Consider the following 19,304-nt stretch of genomic DNA (forward strand, 5'->3'; position numbering starts at 1 on the left):
CGGTCCCACGGTCGGGCCCGTCCTCGACCGCCGACGGCGTACCCCCGCAGCCGACCTACTCCGCCGCCACCCCACCATTACGCGGCGTGGCCTCCAGATCGAACTCCCCGTCCCGCGCCCCCAGGACGAACGCCCGCCACTCCGCCTCGGTGTACCGCAGCACGGTGCCGGGGTCCAGGGACGAGCGCATGGCCACCGCGCCCGCCGGCAGGTACGCGATCTCGACCCGCTCCTCGTGCGCCTCGGTACCGGGCGCGCACTGCCACTCGACCCCCGAGATGTCGAGGGCGTACAGCTCGTCCCGCTCCCGCTCCTTGCGCGCCTTGACGTCCTCGGACTGAGTCCCGACCTCGTTGTTGCGTGCCTCGGTCATGCCGCTGGGCCTCTTCCTGACGTGCGAACGACGTACGTGACTCAGCCTACTTGCGTCGGAGGCCCCGCACGTGCCTGTCGAGGATCAGAGGTCCTGGCGAGGCCGCAGGTTGCTGTGCACGACACCGGTCGGCACCTGCACCTGACCGTCGTACTCGGACGTCGTCCGCTGCCAGATGGCGTCCTGCTCGGCCTCGTTCTTCTCGTGCGCCACGCCCATTTTGGTGAAGGCGACGCCCATGCCTGCGATGCGCTCCGCAAGGCTGGCCATCGACTCGTACATGCCGTCGCGCAGGCCCTCGTAGACGACGCCGAACTTCTCGCCGATGTCGTCGTCACCCCACGGCGGGGTGTCGCCCTTCTCGAGCGCGGTCAGCCCGGTCTGCAGGGATGTGACGGCCTTGGCGAAGTCCACGCCGACGCCGAACATGTGAAAGCCCTCGGTCTTGAGGACCTCAGGGTCGGAGTCCATGTAGTCCGACGACACAACTGCCCCCCGTGGCTCGTCTCTTCTGTCGCAACGCCACTCTAACGGGGACACCCGTCCGGGACCCAGCCCTCACGTGGGCAACGGAGAGGGGCGGCACCCACGTGGGTACCGCCCCTCCCGATCGACCGACCGTCCCTCAGAAGCGGTTCGGCACCCAACCCGTCTGAATCAGCTGCCCACCCCGACGCCGCGTGTGGAAGTGCCCACGCCCGGGCGGCAGTTGCGTCGCGGTGATGTTGCCGAGCAGCGCACCCTCCGCCCGGTCGCCGGAGAGCACGACACCCTGGGCGCCGAGCTCGCGCATCCGCTGCATCACGGGCTCGTACAGCGACCGGCTCGCACCGCCCGAGGAGCGCGCGATGATGATGCGCAGGCCGACGTCACGGGCGAACGGCAGGTACTCCAGGAGCGGGGCCAGCGGGTTCACGCCGGTCGCCACCAGGTCGTAGTCGTCGACGATGACGAACGCGTCCGGGCTGCTGTACCAGCTGCGGTTGCGCAGCTGCTCCGGCGTGACGTCCGGACCCGGCATCCGACGGTGCATCGAGCCGGCCAGGCCCTCCAGCGTCTCCGTCAGGGCCGGGGCCGAGGCGCAGTACCGCGACAGGTGCGAGTCGGGCACTCCCTCCAGGTGGGCGCGCCGGTAGTCACCCATGACGATCTTCGCCTGGTCCGGCGTGTAGCGCTCGGTGATCTGCTTGACGAGCAGCCTCAGCATCGCGGACTTACCGGACTCGCTCTCACCGAACACGATGAAGAGCGGGTCCGTCTCGAAGTCGACGAAGACCGGCGACAGCGACGACTCGTCGATGCCGATGGCGACACCGCGGTCCGGGTGCTCGAAGCCCTTGGGCAGCCCGTCCGCCGGCATCATCGTGGGCAGCAGACGCACGGACGGGGCGTGCGGGCCCGTCCAGTTGTCGTTGATGCCGCGCACGAGGATCGACGTCGCTTCCGACAGGTCCTCCGTCTCCGAGGAGCCGTCGACGCGGGGCAGACCCGCCATGAAGTGCAGCTTGTCCGAGGTCAGACCGCGGCCCGGCACGGTGGCGGGGACGTTCTGCGCGACCTTGCGGTCGATCTCGGACTCCGTCGGGTCACCGAGCCGCAGCTCGATGCGGTTCTGCAGCATGTCCTTGAGCGCGGGTCGCACCTCGGTGTAGCGGCTCGCCGTCAGGATCACGTGCACACCGAAGCCGAGGCCGCGCGTGGCGATCTCGGTGACGGTCGCCTCGAGCATCTCGTAGTCGGTCTTGAAGGTGGCCCAGCCGTCGATGACGAGGAAGACGTCGCCCCAGAGCTGGTCCGGCAGCTGGCCCGAGTTCCGGCGCTGCCGGTAGGTCTGGATCGAGTCGACGTTGTTGGTGCGGAAGTACTCCTCACGCGCGTTGAGGATGCCCTCGACCTCGCTGACCGTACGGCGCACCTTCTCGGCGTCGAGACGGTTGGCGACGCCGCCGACGTGTGCCAGCTCCTCCATCGAGATCAGACCGCCACCACCGAAGTCCAGGCAGTAGAACTGCACTTCGGACGGCGTGTGGGTGAGGGCGAACGACGAGATGAGCGAGCGCAGCAGCGTCGACTTGCCGGACTGCGGACCACCGACGAACAGACCGTGGCCCGCACCGCCCGCGAAGTCCCGGTACAGCACGTCGCGGCGCTGCTCGAACGGCTTGTCGACCAGGCCGACCGGCACGTTGAGCCGGCCGAGCGCCGTGTAGTCGGGTGCGGTGAGTCCGCGGTCCTGGGTGACGGCGAGCTGCGGGAGCAGCTGCTCCAGCGACGGCGCCTCCTCCAGCGGGGGCAGCCACACCTGGTGGGCGGGCGGTCCCTGGTTGATCATCCGGCTGACGAGCACGTCCAGGACGGTGTCGGCGAGCGCGTCGTCCACCCGGTTGTCGGGCTCCGGCTCCTCGATCACCGGCTGCGGGGGCAGCGCCACGTGCTGCGCCGAGAACAGCGCGGGCCGCAGCTGCGTGGAGCGGTGCACCCGGGACGGGCCCTCGCCGTGGTACGCCCCCGACACGTACGCCGCCTTGAAGCGGACCATGGTGTCGGTGTCGTACCGCAGATAGCCCGAGCCGGGGATCGACGGCAGGTGGTAGGCGTCCGGGACACCGATCGCCGTACGGGACTCGGCGGCGGAGAAGGTCCGCAGACCGATCCGGTACGACAGATAGGTGTCCAGGCCGCGCAGCTTGCCCTCTTCCAGGCGCTGCGAGGCCAGCAGCAGGTGCACACCCAGCGAACGGCCGATACGGCCGATCTGGATGAACATGTCGATGAAGTCCGGCTTGGCCGTGAGGAGTTCGGAGAACTCGTCGAGCACGATGACCAGCGAGGCCATCGGCTCCAGCGCGGCACCCGCCGCCCGGGCCTTCTCGTAGTCGTGCAGGTTGGCGTAGTTACCGGCCGAGCGCAGCAGCTCCTGACGGCGCTGCGTCTCACCCATGATCGAGTCGCGCATACGGTCGACGAGGGTGAGGTCGTCCGCGAGGTTGGTGATCACGGCCGCGGTGTGCGGCATGTCCGCCATGCCGGCGAAGGTGGCGCCACCCTTGAAGTCCGCGAGGATGAAGTTCAGCGTCTCCGAGGAGTGCGTGACCGCGAGACCGAGCACCAGCGTACGCAGCACCTCGGACTTGCCGGAGCCGGTCGCGCCGACGCACAGGCCGTGCGGGCCCATGCCCTCCTGCGAGGCCTCCTTGAGGTCCAGCATGACCGGCTCGCCGTTCTCGCCGACACCGATCGGCACGCGCAGCCGCTCGTGCAGCGTGCGGGGCCGCCAGGTGCGGGAGACGTCGACTGTGCCCGCGTCGCCGATGCCCATGAGGTCCGTGAAGTCCAGGTTGGACAGCAGCGGTTCGCCCTCTTCCGCGGAACCGACCCGGAAGGGGGCCAGCTGCCGCGCCAGGGACTCGGCCTGCGCCGGGTTGAGCAGGTCGGGCTTGCCGGTGTACGCGGACTCGTGCCCGACGAACAGCCGCATCCGATCCGGCTTCACATAGACCGTCAGGCCGGCCCGCAGCTCATCCTCCAGCTCGCCGGGCGCGATCTCCAGGAAGGTGACGCCCTGGAGGCCCTCGCTGCTGGCGAGTTCGGAGTCCGGCGGCACGGTGCCGCCGTCGAGCACCACGATCAGGTGCGGCTGGTCGTAGACCGGGGTGGCCTCACGGTTCCAGCGGGGCCTGTCGTCCAGCTGGTCCGCGAGCGCCTCCTCCAGCTCACCCAGGTCGTCGAAGAGCAGCCGGGACGAACCCGCCCCGTCCTTGCTCTTCGGGTGCTGGCTGTGCGGCAGCCACTTGATCCAGTCCCAGTCCGCCGCCGCAGAGGGATGCGCCACCACGGCGATCATCAGGTCCTCGGGCGAGTGCAGCGTCGCCAGCTGGGACAGGGACGCGCGGGCGTTGCCGTAGACCGTTTCCGTCTCACCGCAGACCGTCACGTGGTAGAAGGCGCGCAGCGAGACGGCGACCGGCAGGTCGGACAGACTGCCGTGCGCGTCGAGGAAGGCCTTCATGGCCGCCGCGGTCAGCGGCTCCAGCTCCTCCTTGGGCGCCGTTTCAGGCGCTACGAGCGGGGTGTTCAGCTGCTGGATGCCGCGACCGATCCGCACGGAGGCGAAGTCCGCGTCCGTCGGGCGCCGCTCCCACAGCCGCTTGCTGTCCGCCGCGACCGCCCACAGCTGCTCCGGGTCGGGGTGCTGGAAGAGCTGGCTCTGCCGCTGCAGATCGGCGGTCTTGTGTACGTCCTTGCGGACCTGCTCCAGGTAGCGGAAGTAGTCACGCCGGTCCTGAGCCATCCCCGCGCCGCCGCCCTGCTGACGGGACTTGGCGAACTGGGCGATGGCCATGGCCAGCGTCGAGGCGAGCATCAGCCCGCCGACGACCCTCATGTACGAGGGGAGGCCCGGCATGAAGAAGAAGCCGACCGAACCCACCATGCCCATCATGGGCAGCAGGTTCATCAGCATGCTCTCGTCGCCCTCGCGAGGGATCTCAGGAGGCGTCTCGAGTTTGACCTCGCCCTCCGGGACGGCCGGGGGCACTATCCGCGGTGGTCGTTTGATGATGACGACGCTCACCGAATGCACTCATCCTTCGCGATTGATACGTGATACGTCCTGGCACCGACGCCCCCGTGTACCGCGACGTGTTCTCGTTCGCGTAGGCGTCGTTCGCGTAGACAGCGATCCTACTGATGCGCCGCGTGCCCGAGGGAGGGAGGCGGATGGAGATGCGGCGCAGGTCCTGGGAGGAATGGGGGAGGTAGGTCCTTTCCCGGGTACCGCAACGGATATGGTGGCGCTCCGTGTCGTACGAGCGGCGCGAGGAAGCCTTGTCTAGCAGGGGGAACACCAGGTGAGCACGGGGACTTCGACAGGTTTCTGCCGAATCACCATCGCAGCGCCGGACAGCCGTGTAGATGTCGCGCTGCCGGAGGACCTGCCGATCCAGGACCTCTTTCCTGAGATCATCAGGCTCTCGGGCCTGGTTCAGTCGGACACCAGTCCTTCCGGTTACCACCTTGTGACCCGCGAGGGTCAAGTGCTCGACGCGAGCCGTTCGTTGCTCGAGCACCGGGTCAGGGACGGTGAGGTGCTGCTGCTGCGGACCTTCGCCGACTCGCTGCCGCCGGCCGTGCACGACGACGTGGTGGACGCGATCGCCGCCGCGGTCAAGCAGGACCTGCGCAGCTGGAACGACAACCTGATGCGGCTCGCCGGTCTCGTCGCCGGATCGCTGCTGCTGGTCATGCTCGGCTTCGTCTTCTGGTTCGCGGACCCGCTCCGGCACGACATGCACGGCCTGCAGGGCATCCTCGCCGGCGTGACCGCGCTCGCCCTGACGGCACTCGCCGGCGTACGCGCCCGGGTCTACGAGGACCGCGGCTCCGCCGTCGCGCTCGGCATCTCGGCGCTGCCGCACGCGCTCATCGCGGGCTCCGGCGTCATTTCCCAGGACGCGGGTGAGGGCCCCGGAAGGCTCCAGTTCCTGGTGGGCTGCGTCGCCGTCCTGCTGTTCTCCGTCGTGCTGATCATGCTGCTGCCGCAGGGCGACGCCCCGTTCGTGGCCGCCGCGCTCGCCTCCGCGATCGGCACGCTCGCCGTGTTCTGCGGGGTGCTCACCGAGGCCCAGCCGCGGGAGATCGCGGCCGGTACAGCGGTCGTCGCCCTGGCGGTCGTCGGCTTCCTGCCCGGCTGGTCGGCCCGCTTCGCCAAGCTGCCGATCGGCTTCCGCAACCCCGAGGATCTGGCCCGGGCCCGTCGCGAGGGCCACGAGGGCGACCTCGAGGCGGTCGACGTCCAGCGCATCGTCGCCCAGACCAGCCGTGGCCACGAACTGCTGCTCGGCCTGGTCGGCGGCTGCGCCGCGGTCATCATCGGCGCGGGCGGCGCGGTGCTCGGCTTCAGCGACAACGGCTGGGCCCAGCTGCTGGCTCTGTGCGCCGGCCTCGCCGCGATGCTGCGGGCGCGTCTGTTCCGCTACACCGCCCAGGTCACCTGCCTCTTCGTGGCCGGTGTCGTCACGCTCGGCCTGCTGGTCCTCGGCCTCGCGATCTCGCCGCCGGCCGACATCGTCATGGAGCTGCTCCAGGGCAACTCCGGCCCGGTCGACGTCCGCACCCTGTGGCTCGGCGCCTCCGTCGGCGCCGGTGTGCTGCTGCTGATCGCGATCGCCCTGATCGTGCCGCAGAAGGGGCTCTCCCCCTTCTGGGGCCGCATGCTGGACCTCGCCGACTCGCTGGTACTGCTCTCCCTGATCCCGATCTGCCTGGCCGTCCTCGACGTCTACGGCAAGGTCCGCGGCGGCGTCTGACCCGCGGCGGGCCCCGGGGGCCCGCCTGTCAAGAGCGTGCCCGTGTGCTGGTACGCTGTGTGACGGCCGTTTGTGTACGCGCCTCCGGGTCCACCTGGAGGACGCGCCCAGCGGATCCCCGCCTCCCGAGTCACGGAAGCTCCCCTGAGAAGTGGACCAGGGGCACTCGGTGGCAATCAGAGACTACGAGGAGTACACGTGTCGCTCGACACCGCCACGAAGAAGCAGATCATCGCCGAGTTCGGTACCAAGGAGGGCGACACCGGCTCCCCCGAGGTCCAGGTCGCCATGCTCTCGCGTCGCATCTCGGACCTGACCGAGCACCTCAAGACCCACAAGCACGACCACCACTCCCGCCGTGGCCTGCTGATCCTCGTCGGTCAGCGCCGCCGCCTTCTCCAGTACCTGGCGAAGAAGGACATCCAGCGCTTCCGTGCGCTGGTCGACCGCCTCGGCATCCGCCGCGGTGCGGCGGGCGCCAAGTAAGACGCCGTGAAGGGAGCGGTTCCCACTCTTAGGGGGCCGCTCCCTTTGCCGTACGTGCGGAGTGTCACCGCCCCTTTGTAGTGTGGTAGCACAACGCAATACCACGAGGAGAAGTGCGCCTCGCCGCCGCCGGTCCTCGGTAGTGGCCCCCGGGCAATGCGAACCCGGGTGCTTCGATCGAAGACCGGCCCGCACCAGATGGAGCGCTTCTCCGCACACGTCCCCCCGCCACACGGGCGGATCGGGACAAAAGACGTAACGCAGACGAAAAGTAACGGAGAAAACGCTAGTGGAGAACGAGACCCACTACGCCGAGGCCGTCATCGACAACGGCTCCTTCGGCACCCGCACCATCCGCTTCGAGACGGGCCGCCTGGCCAAGCAGGCCGCCGGCTCCGCCGTGGCGTACCTGGACGACGACACCATGGTGCTGTCGGCCACCACCGCCTCCAAGAACCCCAAGGACCAGCTCGACTTCTTCCCCCTGACGGTGGACGTCGAGGAGCGGATGTACGCCGCCGGCAAGATCCCCGGCAGCTTCTTCCGCCGTGAGGGTCGTCCCTCCGAGGACGCCATCCTCACCTGCCGCCTCATCGACCGCCCGCTGCGCCCGTCCTTCAAGAAGGGCCTTCGCAACGAGATCCAGGTCGTCGCCACGATCATGGCGCTCAACCCCGACCACCTGTACGACGTCGTGGCGATCAACGCCGCGTCCGCGTCCACGCAGCTGGCCGGCCTGCCCTTCTCCGGCCCGATCGGCGGCGTCCGCGTCGCGCTGATCCGCGGCCAGTGGGTGGCGTTCCCGACGCACAGCGAGCTCGAGGACGCCGTCTTCGACATGGTCGTCGCGGGCCGCACCCTGGAGGACGGCGACGTCGCGATCATGATGGTCGAGGCCGAGGCCACCGAGGGGACCATCAAGCTGGTCCAGGGTGGCACCGAGGCCCCGACCGAGGAGGTCGTCGCCGCCGGTCTGGAAGCCGCGAAGCCCTTCATCAAGGTGCTCTGCAAGGCCCAGGCCGACCTCGCCGCGAAGGCCGCCAAGCCGACCGGCGAGTTCCCGATCTTCCTCGACTACCAGGACGACGTCCTGGAGGCGCTCTCCGCCGCCGTCCGCCCGGAGCTCGCCTCCGCGCTGACCATCGCCGGCAAGCAGGAGCGCGAGTCCGAGCTGGACCGCGTCAAGGCGCTCGCCGCCGAGAAGCTCCTGCCGGAGTTCGAGGGCCGCGAGAAGGAGATCTCCGCCGCGTACCGCTCGCTCACCAAGCAGCTGGTCCGCGAGCGCGTGATCAAGGAGAAGAAGCGCATCGACGGCCGCGGTGTCACCGACATCCGCACCCTGGCCGCCGAGGTCGAGGCCATCCCGCGCGTGCACGGCTCCGCCGTGTTCGAGCGGGGCGAGACCCAGATCCTGGGCGTCACCACGCTGAACATGCTCCGTATGGAGCAGCAGCTGGACACGCTGTCGCCGGTGACGCGCAAGCGCTACATGCACAACTACAACTTCCCGCCGTACTCCACCGGTGAGACCGGCCGCGTCGGCTCCCCGAAGCGCCGCGAGATCGGCCACGGTGCGCTCGCCGAGCGCGCCGTCGTGCCGGTCCTGCCGACGCGCGAGGAGTTCCCCTACGCGATCCGCCAGGTCTCCGAGGCGCTGAGCTCCAACGGCTCCACGTCCATGGGCTCGGTCTGCGCCTCCACCATGTCGCTGCTGAACGCCGGTGTGCCGCTGAAGGCCCCCGTCGCCGGTATCGCCATGGGCCTGATCTCCCAGGAGATCGAGGGCGAGACGCACTACGTCACCCTCACCGACATCCTCGGTGCGGAGGACGCCTTCGGCGACATGGACTTCAAGGTCGCCGGCACCAAGGAGTTCGTGACCGCCCTCCAGCTCGACACCAAGCTGGACGGCATCCCGGCCTCCGTCCTGGCCGCCGCCCTGAAGCAGGCCCGTGACGCCCGCCTCCACATCCTCGACGTGATGATGGAAGCGATCGACACGCCGGACGAGATGTCCCCGAACGCGCCGCGGATCATCACCGTGAAGATCCCGGTCGACAAGATCGGCGAGGTCATCGGCCCCAAGGGCAAGATGATCAACCAGATCCAGGAGGACACCGGCGCCGAGATCACGATCGAGGACGACGGCACCATCTACATCGGTGCCTCCGACGGCCCGGCCGCCGAGGCCGCCCGCACCACGATCAACGGCATCGCCAACCCGACGATGCCCGAGGTCGGCGAGCGTTACCTGGGCACGGTCGTGAAGACGACGACGTTCGGTGCCTTCGTCTCCCTGCTCCCCGGCAAGGACGGTCTGCTGCACATCTCGCAGATCCGCAAGCTGGCCGGTGGCAAGCGCGTGGAGAACGTCGAGGACGTCCTCGGCGTGGGCCAGAAGGTCCAGGTCGAGATCGCCGAGATCGACTCGCGCGGCAAGCTCTCCCTCATCCCCGTGATCGAGGGCGAGGAAGGCTCCGAGGACGACAAGAAGGACGACACCGACAAGTGACGTCGAGTAGCTCCACGGCGAGGGGCCGCACCTCCTCGGAGGCGCGGGCCGTCGCCCGTACCCAAACCCTGATCAAGGGCGAGAACGGCATCGGCACCGTCCGCAAGACCACCCTCCCCGGTGGCCTGCGGATCGTCACCGAGACCCTGCCCTCGGTCCGCTCGGCGACCTTCGGCATCTGGGCGCACGTCGGCTCCCGCGACGAAACCCCGGCCCTGAACGGCGCCACGCACTATCTGGAGCACCTGCTCTTCAAGGGCACCACCCGCAGGTCCGCCCTGGACATCTCCGCCGCGCTCGACGCCGTCGGCGGCGAGATGAACGCGTTCACGGCGAAGGAGTACACGTGCTACTACGCGCGCGTGCTCGACACCGACCTGCCGCTCGCCATAGACGTCGTCTGCGACATGCTGACGGGCTCCCTCATCCTCGAAGAGGACGTCAACGTCGAGCGGGGCGCGATCCTCGAAGAGATCGCCATGACCGAGGACGACCCGGGCGACTGCGTGCACGACCTGTTCGCGCACACCATGTTCGGCGACAACCCCCTCGGCCGCCCGGTCCTCGGCACGGTCGACACCGTCAACGCCCTCACCGCCGACCGCATCCGCCGCTTCTACAAGAAGCACTACGACCCCACCCACCTGGTCGTGGCGGCCGCGGGCAACATCGACCACAACAAGGTCGTACGGCAGGTCCGTGCGGCCTTCGAGAAGGCCGGCGCCTTCAAGAACGGTGACGCCGCGCCCATCGGGCCGCGCGACGGCCGGCGCACCATCCGCGCCGCGGGCCGGGTCGAGCTGATCGGCCGCAAGACCGAGCAGGCCCATGTCGTCCTCGGCATGCCCGGCCTGTCCCGCACGGACGACCGCCGCTGGGCGCTGGGCGTCCTCAACACGGCCCTCGGCGGCGGCATGTCGTCCCGCCTGTTCCAGGAGGTCCGCGAGAAGCGCGGCTTGGCCTACAGCGTGTACTCGTACACCTCCGGCTTCGCCGACTGCGGGCTGTTCGGTGTGTACGCGGGCTGCAGGCCCTCGCAGGTCCACGACGTGCTGAAGATCTGCCGCGACGAACTCGACCAGGTCGCCGAACACGGCCTGTCCGACGACGAGATCGACCGCGCCATCGGCCAGCTCCGCGGCTCCACCGTGCTCGGCCTCGAGGACACCGGTGCGCTGATGAACCGCATCGGCAAGAGCGAGCTGTGCTGGGGCGAGCAGATGTCCGTCGACGACATGCTGTCCCAGATCGCGGCCGTGACTCCGGACGACGTCCGCGCGGTCGCCCGCGAGGTCCTCGGACAGCGGCCCTCGCTGTCGGTCATCGGCCCGCTCAAGGACAAGCAGGCAGCCCGTCTGAACGACGCCGTGGCCTGACCCGTCCACCCACGGAACATCCGACGCGGAACATCCGACGTAAGGAAGCAAGAAAGATGAGCAAGCTGCGCGTGGCGGTCCTCGGTGCCAAGGGCCGCATCGGCTCCGAGGCGGTACGAGCGGTCGAGGCCGCCGAGGACATGGAGCTGGTCGCCGCCCTGAGCCGGGGCGACAAGTTGGAGGCCCTGGCGGAGACCGGCGCCCAGGTCGCCGTCGAACTGACCACGCCGGCCTCGGTGATGGACAACCTCGACTACTGCGTACGGCACGGAATCCACGCCGTCGTCGGTACGACGGGCTGGACCGACGAGCGCCTCGCGCAGCTGAAGGCATGGCTGGCGGAGTCCCCGGAGACCGGCGTGCTCATCGCGCCGAACTTCTCCATCGGGGCCGTCCTGACGATGAAGTTCGCGCAGATCGCCGCGCCCTACTTCGAGTCGGTCGAGGTCGTCGAACTGCACCACCCGAAGAAGGTCGACGCCCCGAGCGGTACGGCCACGCGCACGGCCCAGCTCATCGCCGAGGCCCGCCGCGCCGCCGGAACGGCGCCCGCGCCGGACGCCACGGAGACGGCCCTCGACGGCGCGCGAGGTGCCAACGTCGACGGGATCCCGGTGCACGCGGTCCGCCTGCGCGGCCTGCTGGCCCACCAGGAGGTCCTGCTCGGCGGTGAGGGCGAGACCCTGACCGTCCGCCACGACTCCCTCCACCACAGCAGCTTCATGCCGGGCATCCTGCTCGGCGCCCGCCGCGTGGTGACCACTCCGGGCCTGACCTTCGGCCTGGAGCACTTCCTGGACCTGGGCTGAGGCTCACAGATGCGCGCGAAGATCTCCTACCTCATAACGGCCGCCGTCCTGGTCGTCTACTTCATCCTGGTCGGCAGCCGTGGCGTGCTGCTCATCCGGTCCGGCACGGTCCTCACCGTCACCTTCGGGGTGGCGGTGCTGATCCTGCCGGTGATCGGCCTGTGGTTCCTGTGGAAGAACACCCAGTTCGTCCGCCGGGCCAACGCGCTGGCCGCCGAACTCGACGCCGAGGGCGCCCTGCCCGTCGACGAACTGAAGCGCACCCCCAGCGGCCGTATCGACCGTGACTCGGCCGACGAGGTCTTCGCCAGGCGCAGGGCCGAGACGGAAGCCGCCCCCAACGACTGGCGCAGCTGGTTCCGCTTGGCCGTGGCCTACCACGACGCCCGCGACACTCCGCGCGCCCGCAAGGCGATGCAACGCGCCATCGCCCTCCACGACGGCAAGACCGTCGAGGCCTGAGCCCTACGAGGACTGCTCAGCCGCAAGCCGAAGGGGCCGGCCCGCACTCGCTGCGGACCGGCCCCTTCGGTTTACTCGGCTCGATCAGCCGTGCGTGTTCTCCCCGGCCCACGCCTCGACCGCGTCGGTGGCCCGGTCGAACGCCGCGACCCTGCCCAGGAAGTCCGCGTTGTGCGTGGTCATCAGCGTCGGCATGTCATCCGCCGCACGGTCGCGCCGTACGAGCATCAGCGCCTGCCCCTGCACCGTGCGCGGCAGCCCCAGCCAGCGCACCGGCTGCTGCACCGTCCGCACTGCGGCGACCTGTTGCCAGGGCACCGTACGCGTGGCGAAGAATTTCACCTGGCGCAGCCCGCTCGCGCTCACCCACACGCCCATGCGCAGCAGCCTCAGGGCTCCCGCGATGACGGCCAGCGCGATGCCGAAGACGACCGCGGCCTCGGGCACCGTGCCCGTCAGGGCGATGATGACCGCGGCGAACAGGACGTACGAAGCGAGCAGCAGCCACAGTGCGGCCACGCCCACGCGGCACGGACCGGGCCGGTAGGGGCGCCGCCAGCGGTCGAGGTCGTCGAAGGGCAGCGCGACATCGTCGGCTGTCTCGAATGCGCGGTCGGCCGTCAGGAAGGGCAGGGGCACGGCTGGTCCTCACTCGTTCCATGCATGGGCTGTGCCCGGTGAGGCTATCGACCTGTGTCCCCACTCACCACCCTTGGGGGTCCGATGGAGTCAGCGCCCCTGGGAGGCCTGGGACTGCTGAGTCTGCGTCCCCGTGTCGGTGGACAACGCGGGCGTGCCCACCACCAGCGAGCCGGCGAGCCCGGCGACGATGGTGAGCCCCAGCAGCCATCGCCCGGCTATCTGGCCGACGGACGCCCGCTCACGGGGTGGGGGAGTGACATTGCTGCGGAACCTGTCGGCCTCGGCGAGAAAGGCGAACGGAACGGGCTCACGCCGACGGAACATGGAGGGTGCGTCCCCCTTCGGGATCGAACGAATCACTTTCATCAACACAGACGAGCGAGTGCCCCAAAAGGTGCCCGGTTTCACCGACTTCCTTCCATCACGACCTCCCTTCGGTCACGACGGCGAACGTCCCGTTTGATGGGACGTAGAGTGGCGTCGCCAAGAGACGAGATGGGAAGGACCCTCCGAACCGTGACCCCCACCCCCGACGACGATTTCAAGATCGACCTGCGCAGCGATGTCACCGTCGAACTGGTCAAACACAGCGCGGCCGACTCCGACGTGCTGTTCGCGGCCCGGGTGTCGACCGTCGGGGAGCAGTCCCTGGATGAGTTGAACAAGGACCCGGAGCGTTCGAAGGGCCTGATCAACTACCTCATGCGGGACCGGCACGGCAGCCCGTTCGAGCACAACTCCATGACGTTCTTCGTCAGCGCCCCGATCTTCGTCTTCCGCGAGTTCATGCGGCACCGCGTCGGGTGGTCGTACAACGAGGAGTCCGGCCGCTACAGGGAGCTGCAGCCGGTGTTCTACGTGCCGGACACCTCGCGCAAGCTCGTGCAGCAGGGCCGCCCGGGCAAGTACGTCTTCGTCGAGGGCACCCCGGAGCAGCACGACTTCGTGCAGCACGCCATGGAGGGGTCGTACCGCGAGGCGTACCGGACCTACCAGGAGATGCTCTCCCAGGGCGTCGCCCGCGAGGTCGCCCGCTCGGTCCTCCCGGTCGGCCTGTTCTCCTCGATGTACGCCACCTGCAACGCCCGCTCCCTGATGCACTTCCTCGGCCTGCGCACCCAGCACGAGCTGGCCAAGGTCCCGTCCTTCCCGCAGCGGGAGATCGAGATGGTCGGCGAGAAGATGGAGGAGGCGTGGGCCGAGCTCATGCCGCTCACCCACGCGGCCTTCAATGCCAACGGCCGCGTGGCGCCGTAAGGCACCGGCGTTCCCCGGACCGGGCACGGCCGCACGGCCCAGCCGCATGAAGTGTCCGTATTGCGGCATTTAGAGAAGTTCATCTAGCCTGATCAAACGGACCCGGCACTGCTTGAACCCCCGAGCAGGCAGTGCCGGGCTCCTTATTTGTCCTGACTTTCCCCCACCCCCCTAGGGCAGACCAGGTCGTGCGCAACGAGTAGCGTGTAACCCATGGCTCCGACCTCCACTCCGCAGACCCCCTTCGGGCGGGTCCTCACCGCCATGATCACGCCCTTCACGGCGGACGGCGCACTTGATCTCGACGGCGCGCAGCGGCTCGCCACGCACCTGGTGGACGCAGGCAACGACGGCCTGATCATCAACGGCACCACCGGCGAGTCGCCCACCACCAGCAACGCGGAGAAATCGGAACTGGTCCGAGCGGTACTGGAGGCCGTCGGCGACCGAGCCCACGTCGTGGCCGGCGTCGGCACCAACGACACCCGCCACAGCCTCGAGCTGGCCCGAGCGGCGGAGAAGGTGGGCGCGCACGGCCTCCTGGTCGTCACGCCCTACTACAACAAGCCCCCGCAGGAGGGCCTGTACCGGCACTTCAAGGCCATCGCGGACGTCACCGAGCTGCCGGTCATGCTCTACGACATCCCCGGCCGCAGCGGCGTCCCGATCAGCACCGAGACGATCGTCCGCCTCGCCGAGCACCCGCGGATCGTCGCCAACAAGGACGCCAAGGGCGACCTCGGCCGCGCGAGCTGGGCCATCGCGCGTTCCGGCCTCGCCTGGTATTCCGGCGACGACATGCTGAACCTGCCGCTGCTCTCCGTGGGCGCGGTCGGCTTCGTGTCGGTCGTCGGCCATGTGGTCACCCCCGACCTGCGCGCGCTCGTGGAGGCGTACACCTCGGGCGACGTCCAGAAGGCCACGGAGATCCATCAGAAGCTGCTCCCGGTCTACACCGGCATGTTCCGCACCCAGGGCGTCATGACCACCAAGGCCGCGCTCACCCTCCAGGGCCTGCCCGCGGGGCCGCTGCGCGCACCGATGGCCGAGTGCTCAGCCGAGGAGATCGAGCAGCTCAAGATCGATCTTGCCGCAGGCGGGGTACAGCTCTAACACCAGACTTCGCGCTCCACGCGCGCACAACAGACTCCACAACTGAATACGCGGGCCACCGGTGCCTGCACCCCACAACGACAACTGCTTCTGCACGAACGTCACGCGCGCCACGTGCCCAACCGGTACGTGGCGCGCGTGGTGAGGAGAGTCTTTTGAGTCATCCGCATCCTGAACTCGGCACGCCCCCACCGCTCCCCGAGGGCGGCCTGCGCGTCACCCCACTCGGCGGCCTCGGTGAGATCGGCCGCAATATGACGGTCTTCGAATACGGCGGCCGCCTACTGATCGTCGACTGCGGAGTGCTCTTCCCCGAGGAGGAGCAGCCCGGAATCGACCTGATCCTGCCGGACTTCTCGTCCATCCGGGACCGCCTCGACGACATCGAGGGCATCGTCCTCACGCACGGTCACGAGGACCACATCGGCGGCGTCCCGTTCCTGCTCCGCGAGAAACCGGACATCCCGCTGATCGGCTCCAAGCTGACCCTCGCCCTCATCGAGGCCAAGCTCCAGGAGCACCGCATCCGCCCGTACACCCTCGAGGTGGCGGAGGGGAACCGCGAGCGCATCGGCCCCTTCGACTGCGAGTTCGTCGCGGTCAACCACTCCATTCCGGACGCCCTCGCGGTGGCCATCCGCACGCCTGCCGGCATGGTGGTCCACACGGGCGACTTCAAGATGGACCAGCTCCCGCTGGACAACCGTCTGACGGACCTGCACGCGTTCGCACGACTGAGCGAGGAAGGCATCGACCTCCTCCTCTCCGACTCCACGAACGCGGAGGTCCCGGGCTTCGTCCCGCCCGAGCGGGACATCTCCAACGTCCTGCGCCAGGTCTTCGCGAACGCCCGCAAGCGGATCATCGTGGCGAGCTTCGCCAGCCACATCCACCGCATCCAGCAGATCCTGGACGCGGCCCACGAGTACGGCCGTCGGGTCGCCTTCGTCGGCCGCTCGATGGTCCGCAACATGGGCATCGCCAGGGACCTGGGCTACCTGAAGGTCCCCCCGGGCCTGGTGGTGGACATCAAGACGCTGGACGACCTCCCGGACCACGAGGTCGTGCTGGTCTGCACGGGCTCCCAGGGCGAACCGATGGCGGCCCTGTCCCGCATGGCCAACCGGGACCACCAGATCCGGATCGTCCAGGGCGACACGGTGATCCTGGCGTCCTCCCTGATCCCAGGCAACGAGAACGCGGTCTACCGCGTCATCAACGGCCTGACCCGCTGGGGAGCGAACGTCGTCCACAAGGGCAACGCCAAGGTGCACGTCTCGGGCCACGCGTCCGCCGGCGAGCTCCTGTACTTCTACAACATCTGCCGCCCGAAGAACCTGATGCCGGTGCACGGCGAATGGCGCCACCTGCGCGCCAACGCCGAACTGGGCGCCCTGACCGGTGTCCCGCACGACCGCATCGTCATCGCCGAGGACGGCGTCGCCGTCGACCTCATCGAGGGCAAGGCGAAGATCTCCGGCAAGGTCCAGGCCGGGTACGTGTACGTCGACGGCCTCTCGGTCGGCGACGTGGGCGAGCCGGCGCTCAAGGACCGCAAGATCCTTGGCGACGAGGGCATCATCTCCGTGTTCGTGGTGATGGACTCCTCGACCGGCAAGATCACGGGCGGCCCGCACATCCAGGCCCGCGGCTCCGGCATCGAGGATTCCGCCTTCGGCGACGTCATCCCGAAGATCACGGAGTCGCTGGAGCGGTCGGCCCAGGACGGCGTGGTCGAACCCCACCAACTGCAGCAGCTCGTGCGCCGGACCCTGGGCAAGTGGGTCTCGGACACCTACCGCCGCAGGCCGATGATCCTCCCTGTCGTCGTGGAGGTCTGACGGTCCGTCGGACGCTGAACCGTGCGAACCCGGAGCGGGGCGCCTCGATTTGCATCGAGGCGCCCCGCTCCAGTACGTTTACGGCTCCGCCCGAACGGGAACCCGACCACCTCGTGTGCCGGAACCAGTCCCTGGAGGGGCGGGAATTCCGACTCAGAATCTCTGATAAAGTCGGAGTCGCCGGAAAGGGAAACGCGAGAGCGGAAACCTGGAAAGCACCGAGGAAATCGGATCGAGAAAAGATCTGATAGAGTCGGAAACGCAAGACCGAAGGGAAGCGCCCGGAGGAAAGCCCGAGAGGGTGAGTACAAAGGAAGCGTCCGTTCCTTGAGAACTCAACAGCGTGCCAAAAATCAACGCCAGATATGTTGATACCCCGTCTACCGGAACACTAGTTCTCGGTGGCGAGGTTCCTTTGAAAAAACACAGCGAGGACGCTGTGAACGGCCGGGCTTATTCCGCCTGGCTGTTCCGCTCTCGTGGTGTTGCACCGGATTACCGGTAAACATTCACGGAGAGTTTGATCCTGGCTCAGGACGAACGCTGGCGGCGTGCTTAACACATGCAAGTCGAACGATGAACCACTTCGGTGGGGATTAGTGGCGAACGGGTGAGTAACACGTGGGCAATCTGCCCTTCACTCTGGGACAAGCCCTGGAAACGGGGTCTAATACCGGATACCACCTTCACTGGCATCTGTGAAGGTTGAAAGCTCCGGCGGTGAAGGATGAGCCCGCGGCCTATCAGCTTGTTGGTGAGGTAATGGCTCACCAAGGCGACGACGGGTAGCCGGCCTGAGAGGGCGACCGGCCACACTGGGACTGAGACACGGCCCAGACTCCTACGGGAGGCAGCAGTGGGGAATATTGCACAATGGGCGAAAGCCTGATGCAGCGACGCCGCGTGAGGGATGACGGCCTTCGGGTTGTAAACCTCTTTCAGCAGGGAAGAAGCGAAAGTGACGGTACCTGCAGAAGAAGCGCCGGCTAACTACGTGCCAGCAGCCGCGGTAATACGTAGGGCGCAAGCGTTGTCCGGAATTATTGGGCGTAAAGAGCTCGTAGGCGGCTTGTCACGTCGGGTGTGAAAGCCCGGGGCTTAACCCCGGGTCTGCATTCGATACGGGCTAGCTAGAGTGTGGTAGGGGAGATCGGAATTCCTGGTGTAGCGGTGAAATGCGCAGATATCAGGAGGAACACCGGTGGCGAAGGCGGATCTCTGGGCCATTACTGACGCTGAGGAGCGAAAGCGTGGGGAGCGAACAGGATTAGATACCCTGGTAGTCCACGCCGTAAACGGTGGGAACTAGGTGTTGGCGACATTCCACGTCGTCGGTGCCGCAGCTAACGCATTAAGTTCCCCGCCTGGGGAGTACGGCCGCAAGGCTAAAACTCAAAGGAATTGACGGGGGCCCGCACAAGCAGCGGAGCATGTGGCTTAATTCGACGCAACGCGAAGAACCTTACCAAGGCTTGACATACACCGGAAAGCATTAGAGATAGTGCCCCCCTTGTGGTCGGTGTACAGGTGGTGCATGGCTGTCGTCAGCTCGTGTCGTGAGATGTTGGGTTAAGTCCCGCAACGAGCGCAACCCTTGTTCTGTGTTGCCAGCATGCCCTTCGGGGTGATGGGGACTCACAGGAGACCGCCGGGGTCAACTCGGAGGAAGGTGGGGACGACGTCAAGTCATCATGCCCCTTATGTCTTGGGCTGCACACGTGCTACAATGGCAGGTACAATGAGCTGCGATACCGTGAGGTGGAGCGAATCTCAAAAAGCCTGTCTCAGTTCGGATTGGGGTCTGCAACTCGACCCCATGAAGTCGGAGTTGCTAGTAATCGCAGATCAGCATTGCTGCGGTGAATACGTTCCCGGGCCTTGTACACACCGCCCGTCACGTCACGAAAGTCGGTAACACCCGAAGCCGGTGGCCCAACCCCTTGTGGGAGGGAGCTGTCGAAGGTGGGACTGGCGATTGGGACGAAGTCGTAACAAGGTAGCCGTACCGGAAGGTGCGGCTGGATCACCTCCTTTCTAAGGAGCACTTCTTACCGAGTCCTTCGGGACGAGGTCAGAGGCCACTACGCAGGCAAACGTTCTGCGGTGGTTGCTCATGGGTGGAACG

General features: G+C 67.8%; 14 protein-coding genes and 1 rRNA gene. 10 read left to right on the forward strand and 5 right to left on the reverse strand.

What is annotated here, in order from left to right:
- Window positions 1–55: 55 nt before the first annotated feature.
- The 3 genes from AB5J55_RS31070 to eccCa form a co-directional block, all read right to left on the reverse strand.
- Window positions 56–373 (reverse strand): DUF397 domain-containing protein, encoded by a 318-nt coding sequence (locus AB5J55_RS31070; protein WP_328878828.1) that lies wholly within the window; start codon window positions 371–373, stop codon window positions 56–58.
- An 84-nt stretch (window positions 374–457) separates the two neighbouring features.
- Window positions 458–844: a hypothetical protein gene (locus AB5J55_RS31075; RefSeq protein ID WP_363032250.1), complete on the reverse strand. Its 387-nt coding sequence runs from the start codon at window positions 842–844 to the stop codon at window positions 458–460.
- Window positions 845–998: 154 nt separating this feature from the next.
- Window positions 999–4,946 (reverse strand): type VII secretion protein EccCa, encoded by a 3,948-nt coding sequence (gene eccCa / locus AB5J55_RS31080; RefSeq protein WP_369273783.1) that lies wholly within the window; start codon window positions 4,944–4,946, stop codon window positions 999–1,001.
- Between the two features lie 277 nt (window positions 4,947–5,223).
- On the opposite strand from eccCa, the gene eccD reads away from it, so the two are divergent.
- The 6 genes from eccD to AB5J55_RS31110 all read left to right on the forward strand — a co-directional run bounded on the left by eccD (window position 5,224) and on the right by AB5J55_RS31110 (window position 12,326).
- Entirely contained in the window at window positions 5,224–6,681 is a 1,458-nt protein-coding gene (eccD, locus tag AB5J55_RS31085; RefSeq protein WP_369273784.1) for a type VII secretion integral membrane protein EccD, read from the forward strand.
- 198 nt (window positions 6,682–6,879) lie between these two features.
- Window positions 6,880–7,167, forward strand: coding sequence for a 30S ribosomal protein S15 (gene rpsO, locus AB5J55_RS31090; protein WP_147994107.1), 288 nt, complete (start codon window positions 6,880–6,882; stop codon window positions 7,165–7,167).
- 289 nt (window positions 7,168–7,456) lie between these two features.
- Window positions 7,457–9,679, forward strand: coding sequence for a polyribonucleotide nucleotidyltransferase (locus AB5J55_RS31095; protein WP_369273785.1), 2,223 nt, complete (start codon window positions 7,457–7,459; stop codon window positions 9,677–9,679).
- Window positions 9,676–11,055: a M16 family metallopeptidase gene (locus tag AB5J55_RS31100; RefSeq protein ID WP_369273786.1), complete on the forward strand. Its 1,380-nt coding sequence runs from the start codon at window positions 9,676–9,678 to the stop codon at window positions 11,053–11,055. Before AB5J55_RS31095 ends, AB5J55_RS31100 begins: the two co-directional genes overlap by 4 nt.
- Before the next feature lie 56 nt (window positions 11,056–11,111).
- Entirely contained in the window at window positions 11,112–11,864 is a 753-nt protein-coding gene (dapB, locus tag AB5J55_RS31105; RefSeq protein WP_369273787.1) for a 4-hydroxy-tetrahydrodipicolinate reductase, read from the forward strand.
- Window positions 11,865–11,873: 9 nt separating this feature from the next.
- Window positions 11,874–12,326 carry a hypothetical protein gene (locus tag AB5J55_RS31110; RefSeq protein ID WP_369273788.1) on the forward strand — a complete coding sequence of 151 codons (453 nt, stop codon included), beginning with the start codon at window positions 11,874–11,876 and terminating at the stop codon, window positions 12,324–12,326.
- An 84-nt stretch (window positions 12,327–12,410) separates the two neighbouring features.
- On the opposite strand, the gene AB5J55_RS31115 is transcribed toward AB5J55_RS31110, so the two are convergent.
- The gene (locus AB5J55_RS31115) at window positions 12,411–12,965 is read right to left on the reverse strand and encodes a PH domain-containing protein (protein ID WP_369273789.1); all 555 of its coding nucleotides are present in this window, start codon (window positions 12,963–12,965) and stop codon (window positions 12,411–12,413) included.
- Between the two features lie 90 nt (window positions 12,966–13,055).
- Entirely contained in the window at window positions 13,056–13,292 is a 237-nt protein-coding gene (locus AB5J55_RS31120) for a hypothetical protein (RefSeq protein ID WP_369273790.1), read from the reverse strand.
- A gap of 192 nt (window positions 13,293–13,484) precedes the next feature.
- Between AB5J55_RS31120 and thyX the strand changes: the two genes are divergently transcribed.
- The 4 genes from thyX to AB5J55_RS31140 all read left to right on the forward strand — a co-directional run bounded on the left by thyX (window position 13,485) and on the right by AB5J55_RS31140 (window position 19,213).
- A complete protein-coding gene (thyX, locus tag AB5J55_RS31125; RefSeq protein ID WP_369273791.1) occupies window positions 13,485–14,225 on the forward strand; it encodes an FAD-dependent thymidylate synthase in 741 nt (246 codons plus the stop codon).
- A gap of 213 nt (window positions 14,226–14,438) precedes the next feature.
- Window positions 14,439–15,338: a 4-hydroxy-tetrahydrodipicolinate synthase gene (gene dapA / locus AB5J55_RS31130; RefSeq protein ID WP_369273792.1), complete on the forward strand. Its 900-nt coding sequence runs from the start codon at window positions 14,439–14,441 to the stop codon at window positions 15,336–15,338.
- Between the two features lie 155 nt (window positions 15,339–15,493).
- Window positions 15,494–17,179, forward strand: a complete 1,686-nt coding sequence (locus tag AB5J55_RS31135) for a ribonuclease J (protein WP_369273793.1) — start codon at window positions 15,494–15,496, stop codon at window positions 17,177–17,179.
- Between the two features lie 508 nt (window positions 17,180–17,687).
- A 16S ribosomal RNA gene (locus AB5J55_RS31140) occupies window positions 17,688–19,213 on the forward strand.
- Window positions 19,214–19,304 lie beyond the last annotated feature (91 nt).

The sequence above is a fragment of the Streptomyces sp. R11 genome, from assembly GCF_041051905.1.
In the GTDB taxonomy this organism is placed as follows: domain Bacteria; phylum Actinomycetota; class Actinomycetes; order Streptomycetales; family Streptomycetaceae; genus Streptomyces.

Coding starts and splice junctions, on each gene's coding strand:
- AB5J55_RS31070 (WP_328878828.1), bottom strand. CDS start 373: ATGACCGAGGCACGCAACAACGAGGTCGGGACTCAGTCCGAGGACGTC.
- AB5J55_RS31075 (WP_363032250.1), bottom strand. CDS start 844: ATGGACTCCGACCCTGAGGTCCTCAAGACCGAGGGCTTTCACATGTTC.
- dapB (WP_369273787.1), top strand. CDS start 11,112: ATGAGCAAGCTGCGCGTGGCGGTCCTCGGTGCCAAGGGCCGCATCGGC.
- AB5J55_RS31110 (WP_369273788.1), top strand. CDS start 11,874: ATGCGCGCGAAGATCTCCTACCTCATAACGGCCGCCGTCCTGGTCGTC.
- AB5J55_RS31120 (WP_369273790.1), bottom strand. CDS start 13,292: ATGTTCCGTCGGCGTGAGCCCGTTCCGTTCGCCTTTCTCGCCGAGGCC.
- dapA (WP_369273792.1), top strand. CDS start 14,439: ATGGCTCCGACCTCCACTCCGCAGACCCCCTTCGGGCGGGTCCTCACC.